Source organism: Mesorhizobium sp. Root554, from assembly GCF_001427025.1.
Classification (GTDB): Bacteria; Pseudomonadota; Alphaproteobacteria; order Rhizobiales; family Rhizobiaceae; genus Mesorhizobium.
In genome coordinates this window covers 1,746,362-1,772,855 of record NZ_LMGA01000001.1, presented here as the reverse complement: position 1 = coordinate 1,772,855, position 26,494 = coordinate 1,746,362, and the positions used below count along the sequence as shown (strand labels likewise).

Annotated in this window: 15 protein-coding genes; 6 read left to right on the top strand and 9 right to left on the bottom strand. The window is 64.3% G+C overall.

Annotation, left to right across the window (positions count from 1 at the left end; all coding sequences use genetic code 11):
- Positions 1 to 126: 126 nt before the first annotated feature.
- On the top strand, positions 127 to 1,485 hold the full coding sequence (locus ASD44_RS08490; protein ID WP_156459813.1) for an SLC13 family permease: 1,359 nt from the start codon (positions 127 to 129) through the stop codon (positions 1,483 to 1,485).
- A gap of 33 nt (positions 1,486 to 1,518) precedes the next feature.
- Here ASD44_RS08490 and ASD44_RS08485 read toward each other — a convergent pair whose 3' ends face one another.
- From ASD44_RS08485 to ASD44_RS08450, 8 genes are all read right to left on the bottom strand, one after another.
- Positions 1,519 to 1,968 carry an Rrf2 family transcriptional regulator gene (locus ASD44_RS08485; RefSeq protein ID WP_056110654.1) on the bottom strand — a complete coding sequence of 150 codons (450 nt, stop codon included), beginning with the start codon at positions 1,966 to 1,968 and terminating at the stop codon, positions 1,519 to 1,521.
- Positions 1,969 to 2,205: 237 nt separating this feature from the next.
- Positions 2,206 to 3,192 carry a sulfate ABC transporter substrate-binding protein gene (locus tag ASD44_RS08480; protein ID WP_056110652.1) on the bottom strand — a complete coding sequence of 329 codons (987 nt, stop codon included), beginning with the start codon at positions 3,190 to 3,192 and terminating at the stop codon, positions 2,206 to 2,208.
- A 170-nt stretch (positions 3,193 to 3,362) separates the two neighbouring features.
- Positions 3,363 to 4,412 (bottom strand): sulfate/molybdate ABC transporter ATP-binding protein, encoded by a 1,050-nt coding sequence (locus tag ASD44_RS08475; protein ID WP_056110650.1) that lies wholly within the window; start codon positions 4,410 to 4,412, stop codon positions 3,363 to 3,365.
- A 14-nt stretch (positions 4,413 to 4,426) separates the two neighbouring features.
- Positions 4,427 to 5,311 (bottom strand): sulfate ABC transporter permease subunit CysW, encoded by an 885-nt coding sequence (gene cysW / locus ASD44_RS08470; RefSeq protein ID WP_056110648.1) that lies wholly within the window; start codon positions 5,309 to 5,311, stop codon positions 4,427 to 4,429.
- Entirely contained in the window at positions 5,304 to 6,155 is an 852-nt protein-coding gene (cysT, locus tag ASD44_RS08465; protein ID WP_056110646.1) for a sulfate ABC transporter permease subunit CysT, read from the bottom strand. Before cysT ends, cysW begins: the two co-directional genes overlap by 8 nt.
- A 102-nt stretch (positions 6,156 to 6,257) precedes the next feature.
- The gene (locus tag ASD44_RS08460) at positions 6,258 to 7,286 is read right to left on the bottom strand and encodes a sulfate ABC transporter substrate-binding protein (RefSeq protein WP_056110644.1); all 1,029 of its coding nucleotides are present in this window, start codon (positions 7,284 to 7,286) and stop codon (positions 6,258 to 6,260) included.
- 195 nt (positions 7,287 to 7,481) lie between these two features.
- Positions 7,482 to 9,566, bottom strand: a complete 2,085-nt coding sequence (gene pbpC / locus ASD44_RS08455) for a penicillin-binding protein 1C (RefSeq protein ID WP_244478737.1) — start codon at positions 9,564 to 9,566, stop codon at positions 7,482 to 7,484.
- 247 nt (positions 9,567 to 9,813) lie between these two features.
- Entirely contained in the window at positions 9,814 to 15,285 is a 5,472-nt protein-coding gene (locus tag ASD44_RS08450; protein ID WP_056110640.1) for an alpha-2-macroglobulin family protein, read from the bottom strand.
- Positions 15,286 to 15,550: 265 nt separating this feature from the next.
- Here ASD44_RS08450 and ASD44_RS08445 point away from each other — a divergent pair, with 265 nt between their 5' ends.
- Both ASD44_RS08445 and ASD44_RS08440 read left to right on the top strand, forming a co-directional pair.
- A complete protein-coding gene (locus tag ASD44_RS08445) occupies positions 15,551 to 17,479 on the top strand; it encodes an autotransporter assembly complex family protein (RefSeq protein ID WP_056110638.1) in 1,929 nt (642 codons plus the stop codon).
- A 4-nt stretch (positions 17,480 to 17,483) separates the two neighbouring features.
- Positions 17,484 to 21,656: a translocation/assembly module TamB domain-containing protein gene (locus tag ASD44_RS08440; protein ID WP_320409830.1), complete on the top strand. Its 4,173-nt coding sequence runs from the start codon at positions 17,484 to 17,486 to the stop codon at positions 21,654 to 21,656.
- Between the two features lie 92 nt (positions 21,657 to 21,748).
- Here the strand turns inward: ASD44_RS08440 and ASD44_RS18360 are convergent, their stop codons facing one another.
- Positions 21,749 to 22,108: a hypothetical protein gene (locus ASD44_RS18360; protein ID WP_156459812.1), complete on the bottom strand. Its 360-nt coding sequence runs from the start codon at positions 22,106 to 22,108 to the stop codon at positions 21,749 to 21,751.
- A 323-nt stretch (positions 22,109 to 22,431) separates the two neighbouring features.
- Between ASD44_RS18360 and ASD44_RS08435 the strand changes: the two genes are divergently transcribed.
- The 3 genes from ASD44_RS08435 to ASD44_RS08425 all read left to right on the top strand — a co-directional run bounded on the left by ASD44_RS08435 (position 22,432) and on the right by ASD44_RS08425 (position 26,481).
- Positions 22,432 to 24,084, top strand: coding sequence for an ABC transporter substrate-binding protein (locus ASD44_RS08435; RefSeq protein ID WP_056110634.1), 1,653 nt, complete (start codon positions 22,432 to 22,434; stop codon positions 24,082 to 24,084).
- A gap of 137 nt (positions 24,085 to 24,221) precedes the next feature.
- Entirely contained in the window at positions 24,222 to 25,256 is a 1,035-nt protein-coding gene (locus ASD44_RS08430; protein ID WP_156459811.1) for an ABC transporter permease, read from the top strand.
- 61 nt (positions 25,257 to 25,317) lie between these two features.
- Complete coding sequence (locus ASD44_RS08425; protein WP_056110632.1) at positions 25,318 to 26,481, top strand: ABC transporter permease; 1,164 nt, start codon at positions 25,318 to 25,320, stop codon at positions 26,479 to 26,481.
- Positions 26,482 to 26,494 lie beyond the last annotated feature (13 nt).

Genomic DNA, 26,494 nt, shown 5'->3' with positions numbered 1-26,494 from the left:
GAATGGAGCAACGGAGGGGCAACCTTACGGGCGGGAGAAAGCATCGAGTATGAGACGACGCGAAGCCGTAAGTCATGAAGCTCCGATCCTGGCAGGAACTGGAGATGGTTCGCGGATGGACGTCCAATGGCCAAACATATGAAAGTGGCCGTCGGCGTGTCTCTGCTGGCGGGGGTATTCGGAGTACTCCTGCTTGCGGCCTCCGGCATCATCTCCAGCCAGGAAGCGCGTATTCTTGGCATCGTCTATGTCTGCATCATGCTTTGGGCGACGCAGATCGTTCCGGGCTATATCGTATCGCTGACGTTTTTCTTTCTCGCCGTTACCCTCACGACGGTGCCGGTTGCAGAAATCTTCTCCGGCTTTGCATCCAGTGCCTTCTGGCTTGTCTTCAGCGGCGGCGTCATCGGTTTTGCCCTGAAGGAAAGCGGCCTCAGCAGGCGGCTGGGCACGATCTTGGCCGGTTTGATAGGACGATCCTATCTGCGCGCGCTTTTTGCCTTCGCGGTCATCAGCTTCGCCTTGTCGCTCGTGATGCCGTCGACCTTCGGCCGGATCGCGATTCTGGTGCCGATAGCGGCAGGTTACTGCTCGGTGGCGGGGCTGGATGGCTCCCGGCGCGGCCGCGACGGCATCCTGCTCCTGGTCATCGTCGGGTCTTTCGAACTCGCCGGCGCGGTCCTGCCGGCAAATCTCCCGAACATCATCATGGCCGGTGTTCTGGAACAGAGCCTTGGCTTGCACCTCAGCTTCTCGGAATATCTCTATACCTTCTTTCCGGCCGGCGTGCTGGCGCGGGGCGCGGTCCTCGTCGGCACATCCTTCCTGATGTTCGCCGACACCGTCTCTGCGGAGCCGCCGCAATCGAAGCCTACATCCCTGTCGCGGGAAGAGATGAGAGTTTCCGTGTTGCTGCTGGCGACTTTGGGTTTCTGGTTCACGGATTCCCTGCATCACATCGCGCCGGGCTGGGTAGGGCTCGGCTTTTCGCTGGCCTACCTGCTGACCTCGCATGCCGACAAAATGGTTGCGTTCGGCAACGGTCAGAAAATGGACCTCCTGTGGTTCATTGCCGCCATCATCGGGCTGACTGCGCTTGTGCGACATGTCGACCTGACGCCGTTGGCGGCGCTCGGTGAGGGTGGATGGGCCCAGAATCCGCTGGTGGCGTATATCGTCCTGGTCGCCGTCTCGATCGTGATCTGCTTCGTCGTCACGTCGAATGCCGCGCCGGCCCTTTTCACGCCATTCGCGGCCAATTTGCTGGCCGGTGGCAGTTTGCTGAAGATGGGTCTTCTGAGCCAGGTCATGGGTTATTCCACGACGTTTCTGGCTTATCAGTCGCCACCGATCCTGTTCGGCGGGGAACTTGCAGGTCTCAATCGTTCCGTCGTGGCCAAATATTGTCTTGTCACGGGATCCCTGGGTTTGCTCATCGTCGTGCCGATCAACGCCGCCTGGTGGTGGCTGATCGGCCTGTTGTGATCGCTGGAGCGGGCCGGGCCGGGCGCGTGGCGGTCAGATCTGCGAGATGACTTCCGGCGGAAAGTCGTCATTGTCGGCATCGCGCATGGCGGCGAGGCTGCGGTTGTCGAGCACCTCGGCGATGGCGTGGCGGACTTCCAGCATCATGTGCCGGACCTCGCAGTTCGCCTCGTTGCAATCCTCGCAACGCTGGTATTGCGTGCGGCTGGCGCAGGAGAGCGGCGCCAGCGGGCCGTCCAGCACGCGCACCACGTGACCGATCTTGATCTCGGCGGCGGGGCGGGCGAGCCGATAGCCGCCGTCCTTGCCCTTGCGGCTCTGGACGAAACCGGCATTGCGCAACTCGCCCAGAATGGCGTCGAGAAATTTTTTCGGGATGTTGTTGGAGGCAGCGATGTCGCCCACGAAGGCAAGCTGTCCGGCTGGCATCTTGGACAGATGAACCAGGGCCTTGAGCCCGTACTTACCCTTTTTGGTCAGCATTCCAGAAACAGTCCGATCCCGAAAAGCCGCGTTTCGCTTTTGTTTGTGTGCAAATGATGACGTGAACGCCGCAGCTTCCAACAGCAATAAAATCGCCCAGCAACAGATACAATAGAAAAGACGTTTATTTTTCGTGCGTTATGAATAGCGCGGGCAAGGGGTCCGGAAATCGCGTGTCCGTTCGGCCAAGACAAAAAAGCCGGCTTGCGCCGGCTGTTTTGTCTGCCGAGGGCCGGATCAGCGGCTGCCGTAAATCTGGTCGAGCAGGGCGCCCTCGGCGAAGTGGTCGGTCTGGACCTTCTTCCAGCCACCGAACACGTCCTCGACGGTGACCAGCCGGACATTCGGGAACTTGTCCTTGAACTTGGCGGCGACCGTTTCGTCGCGAACACGCATGCCGTTCTCGGCTTCGATCTCCTGGCCGTCGGGTGTGTAGAGGAATTCGAGATAGCTCTTGGCCACGTCACCGGTGCCGTGATCCTTTACCACCTTTTCGACGACGGCCACAGGAAACTCAGCCAGAAGGCTGACCGACGGCACGACCTGCTGGTATTTGTCGGTGCCATATTCGCGGGCGATGCCCTGCGTCTCGCACTCGAAGGTAATGAGCACGTCGCCGATGCCGCGCTCGGCAAAGGTGGTGGTCGAGGCGCGGCCGCCAGTGTCGAACACCGGCACATGGCTGAAGATCTTGCCGATGAACTCGTTCACCTTGGCGGCATCGCCGTTGAACTTCTCCAGCCCATAGGCGTAGGCGGCGAGATAGGTGTAGCGGGCATTGCCCGAGGTCTTGGGATTGGGGAAGATCACCTGGACGTCGTCGCGGGCGAGATCGTCCCAGTCCTTGATGTTTTTCGGATTGCCGGCACGCACGAGGAAGGACGGCAGCGAATAGAAGGGCGAGGCGTTGCTCGGGAACGCCTTTTGCCAATCGGCGTTCACGTAGCCGTTCTTGACGAGAAAATCGATGTCCGGAACCTGGTTGAAGGTGACGACGTCGGCGCCAAGCCCTTCGACGATGGAACGCGCCTGCTTCGACGTGCCGGCATGCGACTGATCGACGGTCACGCCGGGGTGTTTGGCGACGAATGCCTCGTTGATCTGGACGAACAATTCGCGGCCGACGTCATACGACGCGTTCAGCAGCTTGTCGGCGGCCGAGGCGGCTCCGGTCGCGAACAGGAAGCCGGCAAGAATGGTGCCGGCGAGGGCGAGGCGTTTCATCGGGGACTCCATAGGGAACGGTGCTGAGATGGCTAGCACCATAGCGGCCGGCCCCGACAAGGCGAGCAATGGCGGACTGATAGAGTCGCCGCCAGTGGAACTTCGTTGTTTTTAATGAGGCGTTCCAGGAATTGTATTCCACAAAACCCGATCCGCCCTGTGCCTCGTTACTAGGATGCCGTTTCTGTAGGAAACAGTTTCCACTTACGCGGGCGAAACGCGACCCGGCTCTTCTGCGCCGCGGGGTGATCGACGGGCAGCTCGATTTCGACGCGATGCTGTTCGCCGCCGACCTCCAGTTCGACGCGGCGCGTGCCCGCGACACGGCGGCTGCTGACGACGGTGCCGGCGATGCAGCCGCTGCATCCGTCCAGCAGTTCGATATCGTGCGGGCGGAAGAACAGGGTGGCCGGACCGGCGGCGAAACCCTGGGCGCTGATGCCGATCGGACGGTCGGCCAGCCAGATCTGGTCGTCCTCGACCTTGACCGGAAGCGTCGAGGAATCGCCGATGAAGCCGTAGACGAAGGGTGAGTTAGGGGTGTCATAGACGTCGTCCGCGGTGCCGACCTGCTCGATGCGGCCCTGGCTCATGACGACGACGCGGTCGGCCAGCTCGAGCGCTTCTTCCTGATCGTGGGTGACGAAAACGGTGGTGTGGCCGGTGGCGTCGTGGATGTCGCGCAGCCAGCGGCGCAGTTCGCGGCGGACCTGCGCGTCGAGCGCGCCGAACGGTTCGTCCAGCAGCAGGACTTTCGGTTCGATCGCCATGGCGCGGGCCAGTGCGACGCGCTGGCGCTGGCCGCCGGAAAGCTGCGCCGGATAGCGGTTTTCCAGGCCGGAGAGCTGGACGAGATCGAGCAGCTCGGAAGCGCGGCGGCGGATTTCCCTGGCCGGAGGCCTGTCGGCGCCGTGGCGGACCTTGAGGCCGAAGCCGATATTGTCGGCCACCGTCATATGCCGGAAAAGCGCGTAGTGCTGGAAGACGAAGCCGACATTGCGCTCCTGGATGGAGCGGTGCGAGGCGTCCTCGTCGCCGAAGAAGATCGCGCCTCGGGTCGGGCGCTCCAGCCCGGCGATCAGCCTGAGCAGCGTCGTCTTGCCGGAACCGGAGGGGCCGAGCAGGGCGATCAGCTCGCCCGACCGGATGTCGAGCGAAACATCGTGCAGCGCCGGGAACCGGTCGAACTCCTTGCGCACGTTGACAGCGCGAACTTCCATGACTTCCTACCTTCTTAATGCCCGCGCGTCGCGGCGAGCTCGGCGCCGTAGCGCAGCTCGAGAATGGTTTTCAAGACAAGCGTGACGAGGGCGAGGCCCGCCAGCAGCGACGCCACGGCGAACGCGGCGGCGGCGTTGTACTCGTTGTAGAGAATTTCGATATGCAGCGGCATGGTGTTGGTCACGCCGCGTATGTGGCCGGACACCACCGAGACCGCGCCGAACTCGCCCATGGCGCGGGCGTTGCAAAGGAGCACGCCGTAGAGAAGCCCCCATTTGATGTTGGGCAGCGTGACATACCAGAAGGTCTGCCAGCCATTGGCGCCCAGCGAAAGCGCGGCTTCCTCGTCACCGGTGCCCTGCTCCTGCATCAGCGGGATCAGTTCGCGCGCCACGAAAGGGAAGGTGACGAAGACGGTCGCCAGGACGATGCCGGGCACGGCAAACAGGATTTCGATGCCGTTGGCCTTCAGCCATGGCCCGAGCATGCTCTGGGCGCCGAACAAAAGGACGTAGACAAGGCCCGAAATGACGGGTGACACCGAAAAGGGCAGGTCGATCAGCGTGGTCAGGAATGCCTTGCCCTTGAACTCGAACTTGGCGATCGCCCAGGCCGCGGCGACGCCGTAGACCAGATTGAGTGGCACGGCGATGGCCGCCACCAGCAAGGTGAGGCGGATGGCGGCGAGCGTATCGTGATCGTTGAGCGACGACAGATAGGTGCCCATGCCTTTGGCAAAAGCCTGCTGGAAGACGATGATGAGCGGCAGGACGAGGAAGAAGCCGAGGAAAAGGAAGGCGACCGTCATCAGGACGGCCCGCGCCACCGGGCTTTCCGTGACGGCGGCGGTCGCAGCTTCCGACGGCGGAGCATATGTCTGGATTGAGGGATCAGCCATAACGCTTGCGGCTCCATGACTGCAGGAGGTTGATGACCAGCAACATCGCGAAGGCGATGGCCAGCATCACCGCGGCGATCGCGGTCGCGGCGGCGTAGTTATACTCCTCGAGGCGAATGATGATCAGCAGCGGCGCGATCTCGGAAACCTTGGGCAAATTGCCGGCGATGAAGATGACCGACCCGTATTCGCCGACACCGCGCGCGAATGCGAGAGCGAAGCCGGTGACGATGGCCGGCGCAAGCCCGGGAAACAGGACGCGGGTAATGGTCTGGAAGCGGCTGGCGCCGAGCGTCGCCGCGGCCTCTTCGACCTCCTTGTCGATTTCTTCCATGATCGGCTGCACGGTGCGCACGACGAAGGGAAGACCGATAAAGACAAGCGCGATGACGATGCCGAGCGGCGTGTAGGCCACCTTGATGCCAAGTGCCATCAGCGGCTTGCCTAGCAGTCCGTTCGGCGCGTAGAGCGTGGTGAGCGCGATGCCCGCTACCGCAGTTGGCAGGGCGAAGGGCAGGTCGACCATCGCGTCGATGATGCGGCGGCCCGGAAAGCGGTAGCGCACCAGGATCCACGCCACGAGGGTGCCGAAGACGACATTGATCGCCGCCGCGATCAACGCGGTACCGAAGCTGATCTCCAGTGCCTTCAGCGTACGGTCGTCGGTGATGATGCGCCAGAAATCAGACCAGCCGAGCGCGGCGGAGCGCCATGCCAGACCGGACAAGGGGATCAGGATGATGAGCGTGAGGTAGACAAGCGAGAAGCCGAGCGTCAACCCGAAACCGGGAATGACGCTCGGCTGCCTGAATTTCCACCCCGCCTGGGCGGGTGCTGGGGTCATGGCTTAAAGAGGGTCCCTTCTTTCATGGCCTGCTTGCAACAACTCGGTTCGAAATCCAACCCAGAAAGTTGATCTCGGGTGTCGAACCACGCGCGCCGCGCGTCACTGGGCGGGCTTGTAGACCTGGTCGAATATGCCGCCGTCACCAAAATGGTAGGGCTGGGCCTTCTTCCAGCCGCCGAACTGGGGGTCGTCGATCGTCACCAGCTTGAGGTCCTTTTGCCAGGCCAGATCTTCGGCCGGAACGAGGTCGGGCTTGGCGGGACGATAGTGGTTCTTCGCGATCAGCGCCTGTCCTTCCTTGGAATAGAGGTACTGCAGATAGGCCTCGGCCACCTTGCGCGTGCCCTTGGCGTCGACATTGGCGTCGACGATGGCGACAGGCGGTTCGGCTAAAATGGAACTCGACGGATAGACGATGTCGAAATTGTCGGCGCCGAACTCGTCGAGCGCCAGGAAGGCTTCGTTCTCCCATGCCAGCAGCACGTCGCCCAAGCCCTTCTGGGCGAAGGTCACGGTCGAGCCGCGCGCGCCGGTGTCGAGCACGGGCACGTTGGAGAAAAGCTTGGCGATGAATTCCCTGGTCTTGGCCTCGTCATTCCCGTCCTGCGCATTGGCGTAGGCCCATGCCGCCAGGTAGTTCCAGCGGGCGCCGCCCGAGGTCTTGGGATTGGGGGTGATGACCTGGACGCCGTCCTTGACCAGATCGCCCCAGTCCTTGATGGCTTTCGGATTGCCCTTGCGGACAAGGAAGATGATGGTCGAGGTGTAGGGCGCCGAATTGTTCTCGAACTGGCCGCGCCAGTCGGGCTTTATCTTCCTGGTCTTGTCAGCGATGGCGTTGATGTCGCTTTCCAGAGCCAGCGTCACCACGTCGGCCTCCAGCCCATCGATGACGGAACGGGCCTGCGCGCCGGAGCCGCCATGGGATTGCTGGATGGTAACGGTCTCTCCCGTTTCGGCCTTCCAGTGGGCGCTGAACACCTCGTCGAACTGCTTGTAAAGCTCACGGGTTGGATCGTAGGAAACATTGAGCAGCGTCGAGTCTGCAAAGGCAAAACCGAGGGCGCCGAACTGAACGGAACCTGCGACGAACGCAGCGAGCAGCGTCTTGATAGGAAGGTTGGTCATAAAAGCCTCCGTGCGGAACTGCTTTTACTCTATCGAAATTGTAGAAATTGGATGCAATGAAGCTTGCCAAGTTTGGCGCTCGGGAGAAAATTCCCGGTCCTTCTTTGCAGGATAAGAAAATATTTTACTCATTTGGCAGGACTGCTGGTGATCGGATGCAGGCTCTCGTGCTTCCTGAACCTGAGAACACGACGCCTATTCGACGAAGACCTTGACGCTGGCGGCGCGGCCGGCGGCATCGATGACGGTCAGCGTCGAATAACCGGCGCCGTCCGGCAGCCAGGTCGTCGTGCGGGTGCGGTCGCGGCCGGTCAGCGGCTTGCCGTTGGCCAGCCAGCGGAAGGGCGCGCGCCCGTCCTGAAGCTTCAGGACCAGCGGCGTGGCGCTGGCGGTGGCAGCACCCAGATCGACGCGCGCGCCGTCAGGCGGAAAGACGATTTTTGGCGCCGGCTCGGCCGGGCCGATGGCGTTCGCGGCATCGCTGCCGAAACGGGCAAGCGTGACCGGCAACTGGTCGCGTTTCGGCAGGAAGACGCCGGGCGGCCGTGAGGGCAGCGCCACCGACGCCAGGCCGGACCGCTCGAATCCCTCGAAAAGGATGGGCGCCGCCGAGACATATCCGGAAAGGCCGGGTATGGCGCTGGCGTCGGCGCGGCCGACCCAGACGCCCAGCACATAGCGTCCGTCGAAGCCGACTGACCAGGCGTCCCGGTAGCCATAGGAGGTGCCGGTCTTGTAGGCGATGCCGCGTTGCAACGCGCCCTGCGGCGGCTTCACGCCGGACAGGATGTCGGCGATCTGCCAGTTCGCCTGCCCGTCAAGGATGGTGGCGGTGAAGTCCGCCGGCCGCGTCGTCTCGGCCCCGTCGCGCAGCGGATGCACCTTCCCGCCATTGGCGAGACCGGTATAGAGCTGGACGAGATCGCGCAGCGAAATGCCGACGCCGCCGAGCCCGATGGCGAGACCGGGGGGCTCGTTGAGGGGCAGGGCGGGATTGACGCCGGCCTGCCGGAACCGCGCGGCCAGCCGCGCCGGCCCGACGGCGTCGAGCACGCGGACGGCCGGCACGTTCAGCGACAATTGCAGCGCCTGGCGGATGGTGACGTCGCCCTGATAGCCCATGTCGAAGTTCTTCGGCCGGTAGCCGCTGAAATCGGCGGGGCGGTCCTCGATCATGGTTTCCTGGGCGATCATGCCTTGCTCGAAGGCGAGACCGTAGATGAACGGCTTCAGGGTCGAGCCGGGCGAGCGCAGCACCTTCGTCATGTCGATCCAGCCCGAACGGCTGGAATCGAAGAAATCGGCAGAGCCGACTTCGCCAAGGATCTCGCCGGTGCGGGCGTCGGCCAGCACCATGGCGACGGACAGTTTCGGGCCGAGCTTGCGGGCGGCGTCTCGCGCCACGGCCTCAAGCCCTTGCTGCGCGCTCTTCCTGATCGTCAGGCGGGGTGGCTCGCCGGTGGCTGCTTTTGCGACCGCGGCGTTGGCCGCGTGAGCCGCCAGAGCGGGCAGGGCGCGGCGGACTTCCGGCACCGCTTCGAGCGCGGCGCGCTGGGCTTCGCGTTCGCCCAGAAGATTGGCCGAAACCATGCGGTCAAGCACGCGGTCGCGCGCGGCCTGTGCGATTCGCAGATTGCGGTCCGGCCGGCGTTTTTCCGGCAGTTGTGGCAGCGCCACCAGCAGGGCCGCCTCGGAGACGGTGAGCCGTTTCGGCTCCTTGCCGAAATAGGCCAACGACGCGGCGCGCACGCCTTCCAGATTGCCGCCATAGGGCGCGAGCGTCAGGTAACGCTCGAGGATTTCGGTCTTGGACAGCCGCCGTTCGATCTGGATGGCTCGGGCCATCTGGCGCAGCTTCGCCCAGACGCTGCGGCTTTCGCGCGGCTCGATCAGCCGGGCGAGCTGCATCGACAGCGTCGAGCCGCCGGAGACGATTCGGCCATTGCCGGCGAATTGCAGCGCGGCGCGGCCGAGCGCCAGCAGGTCGACGCCTGAATGATCCCAGAAGCGCTTGTCTTCATAGGCAACCAGCATGTCGACGAACTGCCGGTCCACCTGACCGGGGCTTGTTGCCAGCCGCCAGTAACCGTCCGGCGTGGCGAAGGCTCGCAGGAGCTGTCCGTCGCGGTCGAGCACTTCGGCGGAGACGATGGGCTTGGCGGGGAGGGGCGGCGGAAAGGCCCGGTCGAGCTGCCAGAGGGTGACGGCGGCGAGGGCGAGGACGGCGACGCCGGTGGTGCTGCTCCAGGCGACGTAGCGAAGGGCTTTTTGAGAAAGCATGGCGCTGCTCCTCATCCTTACCTTCCCTCTGCAGGCGGCAGGTTTGTCGCGAAGGGCAGCGCACCCCCACCCCTGTCCCCTCCCCACGAGGGGGAGGGGGATTCTGCGGCAGCGCCACTATCGGTCTGCCATGGAGATTTCGGCTGAAGCGGTCGCGTCGGCGTCTCCCTCCCCCTTGTGGGGAGGGGATAGGGGTGGGGGTGCGCTGCCACTGAGAATTGGATCATTGGCTATCGGCGACAGCGCCTCACGGCGCCTTCACTTCCATCATCCCCATGGCTGTACGGGCCGAATATTGCGGCCGGTACATGTCCTCGACGCTCGCCGCCGGATGCGCGTAGACGCCCGGCGTCACCGCCCGCACCACATAGGCCAATGTCTTGGAGCGGTCGCCGTCGTCGGCTTCCGGATCGAAGGCGGCGACGAAGCGGTCGTTGCGGAACTCCAGATGCGCGGCGTTGGTCTGCGCCAGCCAGGGGAAGCTGGTCAGGTTGGCGCTGGAGACGAGGCCCGGATTGTCGATCTCGAAACCGGCCGGCAAAAGATCGGTGACGAGGATGCGCTGCGGCCAGTCGTTCTGCTGGTAGACCTTGAGCACCACGACATAGCGCTCGTTCTGCATCGCCTCGGTGACGTTGGCTTCCGAACCGTCGAGCCGGTAGTAGGTGCGCTCGATCGTGTAGCCGTCGCCGCTGGCAGGCAGCGGCTGGGTGGGCGCCGCCACCGTGGTCACCACCGCCTGCAGCGGATCCTTGCCGGTGTTCGCCACCGTCAGCGGGCTGTCGACAAGGTTGCTGCCGGCGATGTCGGAAGAATACGCGCCCTTGTGCGCCTGGCCATTGATGGTGAGCTTGATCGAGTCGTTGCCTTCCTTCAGTGCGCGGGCGGCGAGCAGCATCCAGGCGTTGTCCTGCGTGCTGGTCCAACGCATGTCGGCGCGGGCCCTGGTCGTGTAGCTGACCAGTTCCGGCACGACGGACGGCACCGGATTCGATTCCGCCGCCAGCGCCAGCATGGCGGCGCCGTCGCGCAGCCGCGAGCCGTAGTCGGAGCGGTAGTAGTTGTAGTCGGGGGTCGATTTCGCCAGCCGCAGCGCGGACTGGAACGTCGCCTCCGAACGCTGCGCATCGCCGTAGAGGGCGAGCGCCGCGCCAAGCTGCGCCACCGCCATCGGGCTGGTGAAGGCTTCGAGCTTGGTGTCGGCATAGTAGCGCAGATCGCCGATGGATGCCTTCTTGTTGCGGGCCAGAACATAGAGCGCGTAGGCGATCTCGCTGCCGCGGTCCTGCACGTCCTGATCGTAGCCAACGGAGTTCTGCAGATTGTTGAGCGCCTGCGTGAACGCCGCCGCCGGCACCTCATATTTCTGTTCGCGGGCGCGGGTGAGGAAATCCGTGACATACGAGTCCAGCCACAGGTCGCCGGAACCCGGCGACCATAGGCCGAAGCTGCCGCCGGAAGCCTGATAGCTCAGCACGCGGTAGATCGCCTTCTGCACGCGGTCACGCAGTTCGGGATCGATGGTGATGCCATACGGCCCCGACATCTCGTTGACGTAGAGCAGCGGCATGGCCGTGCTGGTTGTCTGCTCGGCGCAGCCATAGGGGTATTTGTAGAGCGAGAGCAGCAGCGACGGCACGTCGAAGGCCGAGGTCTGCGAGACGCCGACGCTGACGGACGCGCCTTCCAGGATGCTGGCGGCGAGAAGCTCGCGGTCGATGCGCAGCGACCCGCCATTGCCTTTCAGGTCCACCACCATCCGGTTGGTGACCGGCAATTGCGAAGGCCGGATCGGAAGATAGAGTGTCTGCTCGATGTCAGGGCCGCCTTCATGGGCAAGCCTGACGGTGATCGAGGCGTCACCGGCAGTGACCCCGATCAGCGGCACCGCGAACGTCTGGCGCTTGCCGGCGGCGAGCGTCAGCTTTTCCGGCACGCCGTCGTCGCCGATCGAAAGCCCGCCCGTCGAATCGATCGACACGGCATAGTCGCCTTCCGGCCCGTCCGTGTTGGCGACATCGAGCCGCATGGTGGCGGCGTCGCCCGGCGCAAGGAAACGCGGCAGGCCGGCGGTGATCACCACCGGGTCGCGGACGATGACGTCGGTGTCGGCATGGCCCACGGCCTTCTTCGTCCAGGCGACCGCCATGACCCGCACCGTGCCGTTGAACTGCGGTATGTCGAAATCGACCGTCGTCTTGCCATCGGCATCGAGCTGCACCGGGCCGGAGAAGAACGCGACCAGCTTTTCCTTCGGCGCGCTGCCCTGCGACTGCATGTTGGCGCCGTCGCCGCCGGTGCGCAGCCGCCCGGCCGCGCCCAGCGAACCGTCGATCAGCCGCCCATAGATGTCACGCAGTTCCAGCCCCATCATGCGCTGGCCGAAATACCAGTCCTCGGGGTCGGGAACCTTGTAGTTGGTCAGGTTGAGAATGCCGACATCGACCGCCGCTACCGTGACATAGGCGGGTTCATTCCCCGCGCCCTCGACGGATACGGGAATCGAAAGGGTGCGGCGCGGCTCGGTCTTTTCTGGCGGCGTCAGGGCAACGGCGAGCTTCTGCGATCCTGGATCGATCTTGAGCCAGTGCACGCCGATGGCGCGGGCCGGCATACGCGTTTCCTGCGCGTCGCCAGGACGATAGAGGGTCGCGGTCACATAGGCGCCGCCACCCCAGTCCTCGCCGACGGGGATATCGACGGTGCCGCCGCCAGCCGGGATGGTCGCCGACATCGTCTTGAGCAGCCTGTCGGCGCCGACCGTCACCAGAAGCTCGCCGGCGAAATGCGGCGAAACCTGCAGCTTGGCGACGTCGCCCGGCACATAGGCGTCCTTGTCCAGAGCGATTTCCAGCGCGTCGGGCGTTTCGGTGGAGGACGCCGCCACGTACCAGCCGGCATCGAATTCGTAGCTGCTGGCGGGGCCGTCCGGATCGGCGGTTTCGACCTGCAGGCGGTAGCGGCCCCAATCCACCGGCACTGAAACCGTCGCCTCGCCATTGGCGGCTATGTCGACCTGGCCGTCGGCCACGGATTTGGTGAAGGTGACGGGCTCATAGTTCCAGGAGCCGCCATTGCGGTACCATTGGTAATTGCGCTCGACCTTGACGAGCGACCACAAGGCCCCCTTCAAATCCTCGCGGCTGCCATCTGAGGCGGCGGCGATGATCGAGAACTTGGCCGTGCCGCCCTGCGGCACCTCGTCGGTGAAATCGGGCCGGATGCCGATCATGCTGCCCTGCGGACGGATGCCGATGTCGAGCGAGCGCTCGACGGCGCGGCCGCCCGTTTCGCGCATGCGCACCGTCACCTTGGCGTTGACGAGCTTGGTCGTCGAGGGCAACTGGTCAGCGGAGACCGGGAAGGTCGCCTTGCCGTCGTCACCCACCAGCGGCAGGCCTGCCAGCGGCGTCACCGAAGGCTGGGTGGCCTCTTCGTCGGCGAGACCGAAGGAATAGCCCTTGAAGCGGTCCCAGGTGCTCGTTGCCGAAAGCGTCGTCTCGCCCTCGAGCGCCAGGCCGGCGGCCGGCGCGCCATAGAGGAAACGGCCGTCTACTGTGACGTTGGCGGTTTCGCCCTGGGCGATCTCCGTCTTGTCGCTGCTCAGGTCGAACTCGATGCGGTCGGGCACGAAATCCTCGACCAGGAACATCTGGCTGGCGATGGCGGCCTGCTTCGGATCGGTGTGGATGGCCACCGTCCAGGTGCCGCGCATGGCATTCGGCTCCAGCGGCAGATCGACCGCGTGACCGCCGGCCGACACGCCGTCGCTGATGACGCGGCGCGCCTCGACACCGTCGGGGCGGGTGAAGATGAAGGTGAGCGGCAGGTTCTCGACCGCCTTGGCGGCGCCGTCGCGGGCAAGCGCCGTCACATGAACGTCCTCACCGGCGCGGTAGATGCCGCGCTCGGTCCAGGCATAGACGTCGAGCGCGCCGGGCGCGGGCCGGCCCTCGACGCCACGGTCGGACAGATCGAAACCGGCCTTGGTCATGTCGAGGAAGACGAAATCCTCGTCGCCCTGTTTCGCCGTCAGGACGGCGGGCACCATGCCGCCTTCGCCGCGGCTCAGGCCGGGGTTGAAGACGGCGCGGCCTTCGGCATCCGTGGTGGCGGTGCCGAGGATCTCGTTGTTGCGGGCAAGCAGGGTCAGTTCGACGCCTGCAATCGGCTTGGCGGTGCCGAGCGAACGGGCAAAGACGCTCAGGCCGTCCTGCCCGGTATAGGTCGACAGGCCGATGTCGGAGACGACGAACCATTGCGTGGCGCGCGAGTCATAGGTGTCGCTGGTGTCGTCGACCGCCTGCGCCGTCAGGACATAGACGCCGGGCTTGCGCCGCGGCAGAGCCTCGTCCACCGGGAAGGAGGTGGTGACCTCCTTGTTCAAATCGCCGGCGATGTCCATGCGGCCTTCCCAGACCGGCGCGCCCATCTGGTCGGATATGCTATCGATGTCGTAGCCGTCGAGCTGGCGCAGGAACTGGTAGCCCGACAGGAGCTGGGCCAGCGAGCGGTCGCCGATGCGGTAGAGCTTCATGTCGGCGGCGTTCATGTTGACGGTGACGACAGGAATGCCGCGCCGCGCGCCGGCCGGCAGCACGAAAGCGTCGCCGGTGAAGCGCGCCGACGGCGCACGGTCCTGGACATAGACCGACAGCACGACGGGCGCGGTGATGACCTCGCCGATCGCGGCGGGCAGGCCGGAACGGAACGTTACGTCGTAGTTCTGGCCGTGTTCGAGGCCTTCGACGCAGATCTGCTTGTCCTTGGCCTCGATGCCCTTGGGCGCGGCTCCGTCGACGGTGACGAACTGGGCGTAGTCGATGCCGGTCTTGACCAGATCCTCGGAGAACTGGGCGCAGACACGCGGCGCGCTGGTGTCGGCCTCGACCGTATGGTCGATGACGCGGAAGCCTTTGCGCGCCTTGAGGTCGTCATACTCCGCCTGCACGGCGGCGGAATTGACCAGCGCCAGGCTGGCTTCATAGGCCTGCAGGGCAGGGCGGTAGAGGTCGCGCTTGTCGAGGCCGGCGGCGATCAGCGACAGCGCCTCGGCGCGGGTTCTGGTGGTGCGCAGGAGATTGTAGGCGCTGATGCCGGCGGAGGTGGCGTTAGACTGCAGGCGCGAGGTGTCCTGACTGTCTGTCGGCTGTACCGCCAACGTTTCGCGCGTAAGCCGCAGCCAAAGGTTGCCGTCTTGCGGCATGGCGGAAACCGCAGCCTCGTATTTCTGCATCGCGGTGCGGTGGTCGCCCGTCAGCGCGGCCTGTTCGGCGGCTTCCGTCAGGGCGGAGAGGCCCTCGGTCGGCTTGGTGAAGGTCGGGCCGGCGAGGTAGTTGCGGTACTGCTGCGCCTGATCGGCCATCCAGGCCGGAAAGAAGGCGAGTTCGGGCGGCGCGCCGATGTCGGGATCGCCGTCAATGGGCACGACCTTGCCGGCGACCGCGCCATTGAACGGGTTCAGCCTGTTGAAGTCCGATTTCAGGAAGCACCACTTCGCCTTGACGTTGTAGGTGAAAGCGCGGCAGGCGGAGTCGCCCAGGCAAGTGGTCTTGCACTGATCCAGCGTGACGTTCTGCGAAGACCGGAGGTCGAAGCCGAAGTAATCCGAATTCTCGGTCGTGACGATCCTCTTGCCATCGGCGGCCATTGCCGCGCCGGCAAGGCCGGAAAGGACAAACAGGAAAACGGAAAGAAAACGGACCGCGCGCAAAAACATCACACCCTCCTGATGTTGCCGTGCTCCCAGCATGTTCAAGCTCAGCTTGCGCTTGTCAATCCAGGATCAGGCAGGTACTGCCCCAAGGTACGAGCCGCGGCCGGTGGCGCCACGAAGTCGCCGGAGGACAATCACGCTTTCTTGCCAAAGTGCAGAAGGTGTGAATTCCAGGCCCGCCGCAATTCAGACAATTGGATTGTGGCTCCTTTACGAGCGCTTCAGAAGTTCATTCCAATTTTAGGATTGCGGACTAGGTTCTAGAGTGATGCCGGCGCAGAAGAACAGGTTTTTCGGGAGCGGTGCGCCGGGGCGCAAGCTTTCGCGCGCCCTGATTTCCGCGCTTCTCTGCTCGACCGTGCTGCTGGCCGACAACCGTCCGGCGGCCGCTTTCGAGATATTCGGCCTCAAGCTGTGGGGTTCGGACGACGATCAGGATCAGGACATCATCGATCCGCTTCGCTATGCGGTCACCATCGAGGCGCCGGGCGCCGACGACGATCTCAAGGAGCAGCTTGAAAACGCCTCGGTGTTGAAAGGCGACGAGGAACGGCCGGTTTCCGGCTCGCTCGGCCTGCTGACCAAGGCGCGCGGCGACCGCGAACAGCTCGTGGCGGCGCTCTACAAGAATGCGCACTACGAAGGCGTGGTGACGATCGCCATCGCCGGCCAGTCCGTCGACGACCTGCCGCCGGATGCCGAATTCACCGGGCCGCAACCCGTTCCGGTGACGATCACCATCGAACCGGGGCCGAAATTCACGCTGGGTGACATCGTCCTCAAGGGCGACGCGGCCGGTCTGGCCAGCGCCGATTTCGGCCTGATCGCCGGCGGCGATGCCGGGTCCGGGGCCGTGCTCAAGGGCGAGGCAGCCATCGTGCGGGCCCTGAAGGAAGAAGGCAGGCCGCTGGCGGCGGTCACCGGGCGCGAAATCGTCGCCGACCACAGCACCTCGACGCTCGACGTGACGCTGACCGTGGCTGCCGGTCCGGTGGCAGGCTACGGCGACACGACTGTCGAGGGCACCGAGGCGGTGGACCGCGATTTCACCGAATACATGACCGGCCTGAAACGCGGCCGGCAATATTCGCCCGAGGAGATCGACGACGCGCGCGAGCGGCTGCTGGGGCTGGAAGTCTTCAATTCCGTCACGCTGAAGGAAGGCGAGGCGCTCGACGCCGATGGCAATATTCCCATCGATGTCGAGGTCAGCGAGCGTAAGCCGCGTTATTTCGGGCTGGGCGGAACGGTTTCCAACACGGAAGGCCTCGGCATCGAGGGCTACTGGGGCCACCGCAATTTGTTCGGCCGGGCGGAGAAGCTGCGTATCGACGGGAAAATCAGCGGCATCGGCAGCAACGACATCTCGAAGCTGAACTACAATGCCGGCATCATGTTCGAGAAACCGGGCGTGCTCGGACCGGCATCGAAATTCTTCACCAATCTCAAGACCGTCTACGAGCATCCGGACGCCTTCGACCATTTCTCGGTCAAGGGCGAGGTCGGAATTTCCTATGAATTGAGCAAGAACCAGACGGTTTCGGCCGAATTTTCCCTCGATTATTCGAAAATCGAGGACAGTTTCGGGCATCATAAGTACCTGATCGCCAGCATTCCGCTGCAATATGTCTATGACAACCGCGACAACCGCCTCAATCCGACGACGGGCGTCCGTTTCCTGGCATACGCCGAGCCGAGCTACGACATCCTGAACGGCGCCGCCTTCGTCAAGCTCAGGGGCGAGGGCTCGGCCTATCAGGCGATCGATTCGGCCGGCAAATACATTGTCGCCGGCCGCATCAACATGGGTTCGATCTTCGGGGCTTCGCTGCAGGAGGTGCCGGCGGACCGCCGCTTCTACGCCGGCGGCGGCGGCTCGGTGCGCGGCTATGCCTACCAGGGCATCGGCCCCAAGGACATCAACGACCAGCCGATCGGCGGCCTGTCCTTCTTCGAGACATCGGCCGAACTGCGCGTCGCCGTCACCGACACGATCGGCATCGTACCCTTCATCGATGCCGGCACGGTTTCAACCAAGCAGTTTCCGGATTTCTCTGACGTGAAGGTGGGCGCAGGTATCGGCCTGCGCTATCTGACGCCATTCGGGCCGCTCCGGATCGACGCCGCGGTTCCGCTCAACGGGGACAAGGGCGATCCAAGTTTCGGCATCTATGCAGGCATTGGCCAGGCGTTCTGACGGCATGATGAAAATCATCAAACGCGTAATGCGGGTGCTGTTTTATCTGGTGGTCATCGTCGTGGCCGCCGGCCTCGGCGCGCTTGTCGTTCTGACGACGACGGAACGCGGCAAGGAAAACCTTGCCGGCATGATTTCGACCATGGCGTCGTCGGCCGACAGCAAGGTTCAGGTCAGCGGCATCGAAGGCATATGGTCCGGCGCGCTCAGGCTCGACCACGTCGTGCTGGAGGACGGCAAGGGGCCGTGGCTGGTGCTGCGCGACGTGGCCGTCGACTGGTCGCCGCTGGCGCTGCTGTCCAGGACCTTCAGCGCCGAACGCGTCGCCGCGGGCCGCATCGAGGTGGCGCGGCTTCCTGTTGCCGGGACGGAAAAGAAGAACAGCGGCGAGACGACGCTGCCCGTATCGGTCGACATCAAGCAGATCGACCTGCCCGAAATCGCGCTCGGCCAGGACCTGGCCGGCGCAGGCATCGCCGAGCTGGCCGCCAGGGGTTCGCTCAAGGCGGATGCCTCGCCGCTCGCCGTCGAGACGGTTTTGAATGTGGCGCGCAGCGACGGCAAGCAGGGCAGCATCGACGCGGCGATCAATTTCGCGCCCGCCGACAACAAGCTCGACCTCGACGTCAAGGCGGCGGAGCCGGCCGGCGGCATCATCGCCAACCTGCTCAAGCTGCCCGGCGCACCGCCCGTCGATCTCGCCATTTCCGGCAACGGCCCGCTGGCGGACTGGAACGGCACAGGAACCTTCAGCGTCGACGGGCAGGTGGTCACACGACTTTCAGGCCGCCACCAACTGACCGACAAGGGCAGCCGCGTCGAGGCCAAGGGCGACGGCGATTTCGCCCGCTTCGTGCCGGATAGGCTGAAGCCGCTGCTGTCCGGCGCCGTGAATTTCGACCTCGCCGGAACGAAGACTGAAACGGGCGGCATCGAGATCGAACGCGCCAATGTCGACAGCGCCGCTATCCACGGTGTCGCCAAGGGCACGATCAACCCGGCCGGCGCCAGCGATTTTGCCCTCGAATTCACGTCGGCCGGCCCAACCGTGCCGCTATCGCTCGGCAGCGAGGAAAGCCCGATCGACATCGAACTGAAATCGGTGTCGCTGCGCGCACTGGGCGATGGCCAACAGCCGGCCGTCGATGTTGCCGCCTCGCTGGCCAAGGTTTCCACCAACACCACCAAGGTCGATAACATCGCGCTTGCCCTGCATTCGGATGCGTTCGACGTGGCGACCCGCACCGGTCCGATCTCCGGCACCGTCACCGCCGACAAGCTTGGCCTCGACAATCCGACCATCGCGCCGTTGATCGCCGGCAAGATCAGGGCGGAAGTGGCCGGACGGATCGATGCCGACACGATCGTCGTCGACAGCGGATCGATCCTCAGCGACGCGCTGAAGGGTGCTTTCGATGGTCAGGTCTCGCTTGCCGACGGTTCCATAGAACTCAATGTGAAGGCCGACGCCGCGTCGGCCGCCCTGCCTGCGGCGGCGCGGCCGATTCTCGGCGAACGCACAACCCTTTCGACCCGCCTCAACCGCGACACCAACGGCAATGTCTCGGCGAACGCGATCGAGCTTTTGTCCGGTCCGGTGACCGCCAGCGGCAGCGCCAGCTTTGTCGACGGGCAAATAGAGGCCGACCTCAAGGGCGCGCTGAGCGACATTTCGCGACTTTCACCTCAGGCGAAAGGGGCAGTCGAGCTGGCCGTCAGCGCCAAGGGCGCGCCAAAATCGCCGGACGTGCTGGTGACCGTGCGAAGCTCGCAACTGACCGTCGCCGACCGCGACATCACCGGGCTGCGGCTGACGGCCACCGGCAAGGCCGACATTGCCAATCCCGCCGCAGACGTGACGCTTGCGGGCATGGTCGCCGGCGAGAAGCTCGACGGCAAGGCGGTGCTGAAAACCTCGCAGGGCCGGCGCGAGATCAACGGTCTATCGCTGTCGCTTGGCAACAACCGCATTTCCGGGGATCTTCTGCTCGACGACGCCTTCGTGCCGGAGGGGACCGTCACGTTCGAACTGCCGGACATCGGCCCGCTGGCGGCGCTGGCGCTGGAAAAGGCGGAAGGCGATGCAAAGGGAACCATCGTGTTCTCGAAGCAGGGCGCGGCGCCGCAGGTGGCGGTGAAGGCCAATGCGAACCGCATCATGCGTGGCGATCTCTCCGTCAGCAAGGCGACGGTCGATGCGCTGGTCGCGGACTATATGGCGAAGCCAGTGGTATCCGGGAAAATCAGGGCCGACAGCGTCACCTCGGGCACGACCGTCATCCGCGGCATCGATGTCGATCTCAAGCGCGACGGCGAGTGGACCGGCTTTTCCGGCGGCGCCACGGTGAAGGATATTCCTGCCAGGGCCACAGGCAGGGTCAAGGTCGCCGATGGCGCCACCACGGTGGAGCTGGCGACGGGCGAGGCCACTTTCAAGGGACTCAAGGCGACGATTGCGCGCCCCTCGACCATCGCGATCGCGGACGGCGTCACCCGGCTGCAGCAACTGACGGTCGGCCTCGGTGGCGGGACGGCCACCGTGACGGGCACCGCTGGGCAGGCGCTCGATCTCGACGTGGCGCTTGCCGGCGTGCCGCTGTCGGTCGCCAACAATTTCGCACCCGGCCTGGATGCGGCGGGCACCGCCTCGGGTACGGTGAAGGTGACAGGCGCGCCCTCCAGCCCTTCAATCAACTACACCGTCAAGACCAGCGGCGTGCAGACATCGCAGACGCGCGGCGCGGGGATTGGCGCGCTGAATGTCACCTCGTCGGGCACCTTCAGCGGCAACCGGCTGAATTTCGACGCCGACATCGGCGGCGCTTCGGGCCTTGGCCTGCGGGGCGGGGGAACGGTGACGACCGGCGGCACGCCGAACCTTTCGCTCGATTTCTCCGGCAAGGTGCCGTTTGGGTTCCTGGCCAGCCGGCTGGCCGCGCAGGGGCTTTCGCTGACCGGCACCGCCGACGTGTCGGTTCAGGTGACCGGCCCGGCGAGCAAGCCGGTCATCGGCGGTTCGGTGCGAACCTCCGGCGCGCGATTCGTCGATGCGAAATCGGGATTGGCGGTCAACAACATCAGCGCCGATGTCGCGCTGGGCAACAGCGTCGCCCGGATCAACAGCCTGACCGGCACGCTGTCGACGCGCGGCAGCCTTTCGGCCAGCGGTACGGTGGGCATCGATCCGGCCGGCGGCTTTCCCGCCGACCTCAGCATAAAGCTGGTTGATGGCCGCTATACGGACGGCCGCGTGGTGACGGCGAACCTGTCCGGCGATCTGACGGTCAAAGGCCCGCTGGTCTCGGCGCCGGTGATTTCGGGTACAGTCAATCTCGGCCGCACGGTGATCACCGTGCCGGAAAAGCTGCCGGCCTCGCTGTCGGCGCTGGATGTAAAGCACAAGAACGCGCCGGCGGATGTGCGTGCGCAGGACAGGGCGCTCAACCCGGGCGGCGCCTCGAAAAGCAGCGGCGGCGGACTTGCGCTCGACGTGACGGTGAATGCGCCCAACCAGATATTCATCCAGGGCCGCGGCATCGACGCCGAACTTGGCGGTTCGCTGCGGCTGCGGGGACAGGCATCGGCGCCCGAGGCGGTCGGCCAGTTCGAACTGGTGCGGGGGCGGCTGTCCATCCTCGGCAAGCGGCTGACCTTCACGGAAGGCACGCTGACTTTTTCCGGCTCGCTGGTCCCGTATCTGAACCTGACAGCCACGTCCTCGGCCACCGATACCACCGTCACCATCAAGGTGACCGGCGAAGCGAACAATCCCAAGTTTGCCTTCGGCTCGATCCCATCCCTGCCGGAGGACGAGGTGCTGGCGCGGCTCATCTTCGGGCGGTCGATGTCGAACCTGTCGCCGTTGCAGATCGCCCAGCTGGCCGAAGCGGCCGCCCAGCTTGCCGGTGTCGGCGGCTCGACCTCGCTGCTCGAAAAACTGCGCAACGGCCTCGGCGTCGACGATCTCGACGTGACCACGGACGAACAGGGCGGCACCGCCGTCTCAGCCGGCAAGTACCTCAACGACCGCACCTATGTGACGATCCAGAAGGGCGAAAAGCCCGGTTCCGGCAAGGCCCGCATCGACCTCAATGTCGGCAAGGGCGTCAAGCTGCGCGGCGAGGCGTCGGACGCCGGCGAGGCCAAGGGCGGGATATTTTACGAGAAGGAGTATTGAGGCCACGCTTGCTTTCGCGGGGCGTATGCTCCTGGCAGCGAAGATCGGGCTCCAGCGGGAGGCGAGGCGCGGACGGACGAGGCGAAGGTCCTTCAACGGTGATGCACCAGAAGTTCAGATCGCGCGCTATCGGCGTGCGCTGCGACCTGCTTCCTGGCCAAGGCGATAAGCAGTGCGCTTGAGCCATCTGTTCGCGCTTGCTCTGCCTTCGCGTTGCACGCGACGCTCGTATTCTGGCTTAAGGCGCGCATCACTTCATTCATCTGTGCCTGAGATGGCTGCGCCGTTTGATGATGTTTTCGATATTTCGGCCGATTGACGCCGGCGTTGCCTTGAGAACGCTCGAGTTGCCGTCCGAAGCTCTCGGACTGAAGAGAAGAGCCAAGGTAGTCCTGTGCCGATGCGATTGTTGTCAGGGATAGGGTTAGTGCCGCCGCAAGAACAAACTTCATGGTTCTGTCCCTATCATAGTGCTCGTGCAAACGTACATGGTGCTCAGCGACAAGCCGTCAAGCGGGAGCGGGAAGCGGGCGATCCAGTCGGGCCGAGCTCGGGATTGCTTGCGACACCAATGCCGCCGCCGAACCAAAATCTGTCGCGGTTGTGACAGGAAACCGGCCGCAATAGCGATTTTGCGTCAGGGTTGTCGTAATCGCGCCAACCGCCTTGCCGTCAAAGTTGCACATTTGCCGTAGGGGCATCCATGGGCGGTTTTTGACATCACCCGTCGGATGCGGAATGCTAAACGGCAGAACGCCACCAATGGGAGCTAGTGATGACAAATTACAAGAGCAATGGCGATTTCGTTCCGGATCACATTCTGGCCATGGCCGAGGAGGCCAAGGCAGGCCGTGTGGACCGCCGTGAATTTCTTGCGCTGGCCAGCGTGTTCGGCGCCTCGACGGCGATGGCCTATGGGCTTCTCGGAATGCCGGTGCCTGCCCGCGCGCAGGATGCCGCGCCCAAGAAGGGCGGCGTGCTGAAGGTGCAGATGTTCATCAAGGCGCCGAAGGACCCGCGCCTGGCCGACTGGACCGAAATCGCCAACACCATGCGCCAGTCGCTGGAGGCGCTGGTGCTCTACACGCCCGAATACACGTTCGAGCCTTACCTGCTGGAAGGCTGGGAAGTGAACGACAATGCCACCGAATATGTCCTGAAGCTGCGCAAGAACGTGACCTGGACGAATGGCGACCCCTTCGTCGCCGACGATCTGATGTACAATCTGGAGCGCTGGTGCGATGCGAGCGTGGAAGGCAATTCCATGGTCGCGCGGATGGGGACGCTGGCGGACAAGGACAGCAAGAAGATTCGCGAGGGCGGCGCCACCAAGGTGGATGACCACACGATCAAGATCGTGCTGACCGAGCCGGACATCTCCTTCGTGCCGAACTTCGCCGACTATCCGGCGCTCGTCGTTCACCCGAGCTTCGACAAGGACGGTTCCGACTTCACCAAGAACAAGATCGGCACCGGCCCGTTCGAGCTGGTTTCCTTCGATGTCGGCCAGCGCGTCGTCTACAAGCGTCGCGAGAAGGGAGCCTGGTGGGGCGGCGACGTGATGCTGGATGGCATGGAGTTCATCGACTACGGAACCGACCCGTCGGCCATGGTCAGCGCCTTCGAATCCGGCGAAGTCCACGCCAACTACGAGACGACGCCGGACTATCTCAAGGTCCTCGACGATCTCGGCCTGGAGAAGTCGGAAGCGGTCACGTCGATCACCATCGTGGCGCGCACAAACGTCAACAACAAGCCGTATGACGACCAGAAAGTGCGCAACGCGCTGCAGTTGGCCGTGGACAATGCTGTCGTGCTCCAGCTCGGCCAGTCGAATGCCGGCGTGCCGGCGGAAAACCACCACGTAGCGCCGATCCATCCCGAATATGTCGAGCTGCCGAAGATCGCCCGCGACATCGAGAAGGCCAAGGCGATGATGGCCGAGGCCGGCCAGGCGGACTTCGAGCACGAGCTGATCTCGTCCGACGAGGACTGGCACAAGAACACCGGCGACGCCATCGCCGCCCAGCTTCGCGAGGCCGGCATCAAGGTCAAGCGGACGGTGCTTCCCGGCTCGACCTTCTGGAACGACTGGACGAAGTATCCTTATTCGCTGACCAACTGGACGATGCGGCCATTGGGCGTGCAGGTGCTGGCGCTGGCCTATCGCACCGGCGAAGCCTGGAACGAGACCGGCTGGTCCAATCCGGACTTCGACAAGAAGCTGGCCGAAGCGCTTTCCATCAACGACCCGGAAAAGCGCAAGGTCGTGATGAAGGATATCGAGACGATCCTGCAGCAGTCCGGCATCATCATCCAGCCGTACTGGCGCAAGGTCTACAACCACCACAAGCCGGAGGTGAAGGGCTACTTCCAGCACCCGATGCAGCAGTTGAACCTCGGCAAGGTCTGGCTCGAGGAAGCATGACGGGCTACCCTGGCGGAGCGCGTGACGCTCTGCCAGGTTTCCGCTGCCGGAGGGGCGGCGGATGCTTTCGCTTCGCGCGGCCCTTCAATCGATTTGAGGCCGCGGAACCCCAACCTTGAACAACGGCAGGGGACGCAATGCTGGGATTCATAGCGCGCAGGCTGGGCCTCATGGTGCTGACCATGTTCTGCCTGACGCTGGTCGTTTTCTTCCTCATCAGCCTCGAACCCAATCTGAAAAAGCTGGCGATCAGCCAGACCGAGACGCGCGCCACGCAGGAGCAGCTCGACAGCTGGCTGCAGCGCAACGGCTACCGGCAGAACTTCTTCGTGCGCTATGGCCAGTGGCTCGGCCTGGTCAAGAAGCAGCCGAACATCGACGCCACCGGCAAGGCGGTGCCGCGCTTCCAGTTCTGCGACGAGCCGGCGGTCGCCACCTATTCGGGCGTTCTGCAGGGCGATTTCGGCTGCTCGACCAAGTTCCGCGTGCCGGTCGCGAACAAGCTGTTTCCGGCGCTGGGGGCGACCGGCATCCTGATGTTCTGGGTGATGGTGACCATGGTGCCGATCTCGCTGCTGATTGGCATTCTGGCCGGCATGCGGGAAGGTTCGCGCACCGACCGCACCCTCTCGGTCCTGTCTATCGCAACGACTGCAACGCCCGAATATGTCTCGGGCGTCATCTTCGCGGTCATCTTCGCCTCGTGGCTCGGCTGGCTGAACGGCTCGGCGGCGAGCGCGACCATGCAGGGCATCAGTTTCTACAACTTCACCCTGCCGGTGTTGACGATGGCGATCTACGGCATCGGCTACATCGCCCGCATGACGCGCGCCTCGATGGTCGAGGTGATGACGCAGCAATATATCCGCACCGCGCGGCTGAAGGGGCTTTCCTTCGGCACGGTGGTGGTGAAGCACGCGCTGCGCAACGCATTGATCGCGCCCTTCACCGTCATCATGCTGCAATTCCCATGGCTTTTGACCGGCGTCGTCATCGTCGAGACGATGTTCCGCTACCAGGGGTTCGGCTACACGCTGGTGGAAGCGGCCAGCAACAACGATATCGATCTCCTGCTTGGCTGCTCGCTGGTGTCGGTGTTCGTGGTGCTATTCACGCAACTCCTGTCGGACATCGGCTACGCCTATCTCAATCCACGCATCAGGGTGCAGTGATGGGTCTGACGCCTCTTTCCCGGTCCAATGCCGACACTGGTCGCCTGACGGGGATCGCCACATGAACCTCGAATTTGTCGGCGCCACGCAGATCGTCCTCGGCATTCTCGCCCGCTTCTGGCCGGTGTGGCTGTCGCTCGCCATCGTGCTCGGCGCCAGCTATTTTTACCGCAAGAAGCTCGGCCTCTACGGGCAATTGTTCTCGACCGGCGTCGGCATTGCCGGCCTGGCGATATGCTTCTTCTGGCTCTTCACCGCGATCTTCGCCTCGCGCATCGCCACCTTCGATCCGCTGGCGCAGGTCGCCGTGCTGAAGAACGCGATGCCCGGCGCCATCGCGCCGGAAACGTCCGGCGGCGGGGTTTATCTGCTGGGCGGAGACAACCTTGCCCGCGACGTGTTCTCGCGCATGGTCTTCGGCAGCCAGATCGTGCTGATCATCGCGCCGGCAGCGACGCTGTTCGCGCTGATGGTCGGCATCACGCTCGGCCTTCCGGCGGGCTACTATGGCGGCAGGATCGACGCCCTGCTGTCGTTCCTCGCCAACCTTGTGCTCGCCTTCCCGGTGATCCTGCTGTTCTACCTGCTGGTGACGCCGGCGATCGTGGAGATGGGCATCCCGCGCTGGATGGCGGGGGTATTCTTCCTGTTTCCGATCGTGTTCTTCCTGACGCTGTTCTGGACTCGCTTCAAGAACAGGCCGGACCGTATCTGGCTTTATATGGGCCTGACGATCGTCATCGGCGGCTGGATCTATGCTTCGCTGGTCTTCAACGCCGACCCGTTCCGCATCCTGTCGCTGACGCCGAACCAGCTGAACATCTTCGCGGCGGTGGTGTTCGCCTCGTCGCCCGGCGTGTTCCGCATCGTGCGCGGCCTGACCATGGACATCAAGACGCGCGACTATGTGGCGGCGGCGCAGACGCGCGGCGAAAGCCCGTGGTACATCATGTTGTGGGAAATACTGCCCAATGCTCGCGGCCCGCTGATCGTCGATGCCTGCCTGCGCATCGGCTACACCACCATCCTGCTTGGCACGCTCGGCTATTTCGGCCTCGGTCTCGCGCCGGAAAGCCCGGACTGGGGCACCGCGATCAAGGACGCCAGCCGGCTGCTGCGCTCCTTCATCCATCCGGCGCTGCCGCCCACCATCGCGCTGATGTCCTTCGTGCTGGGCCTCAACCTGCTCGCGGATTCGCTGCGCGAGCAATCGATGAAAGACTGACCATCAAGGATTG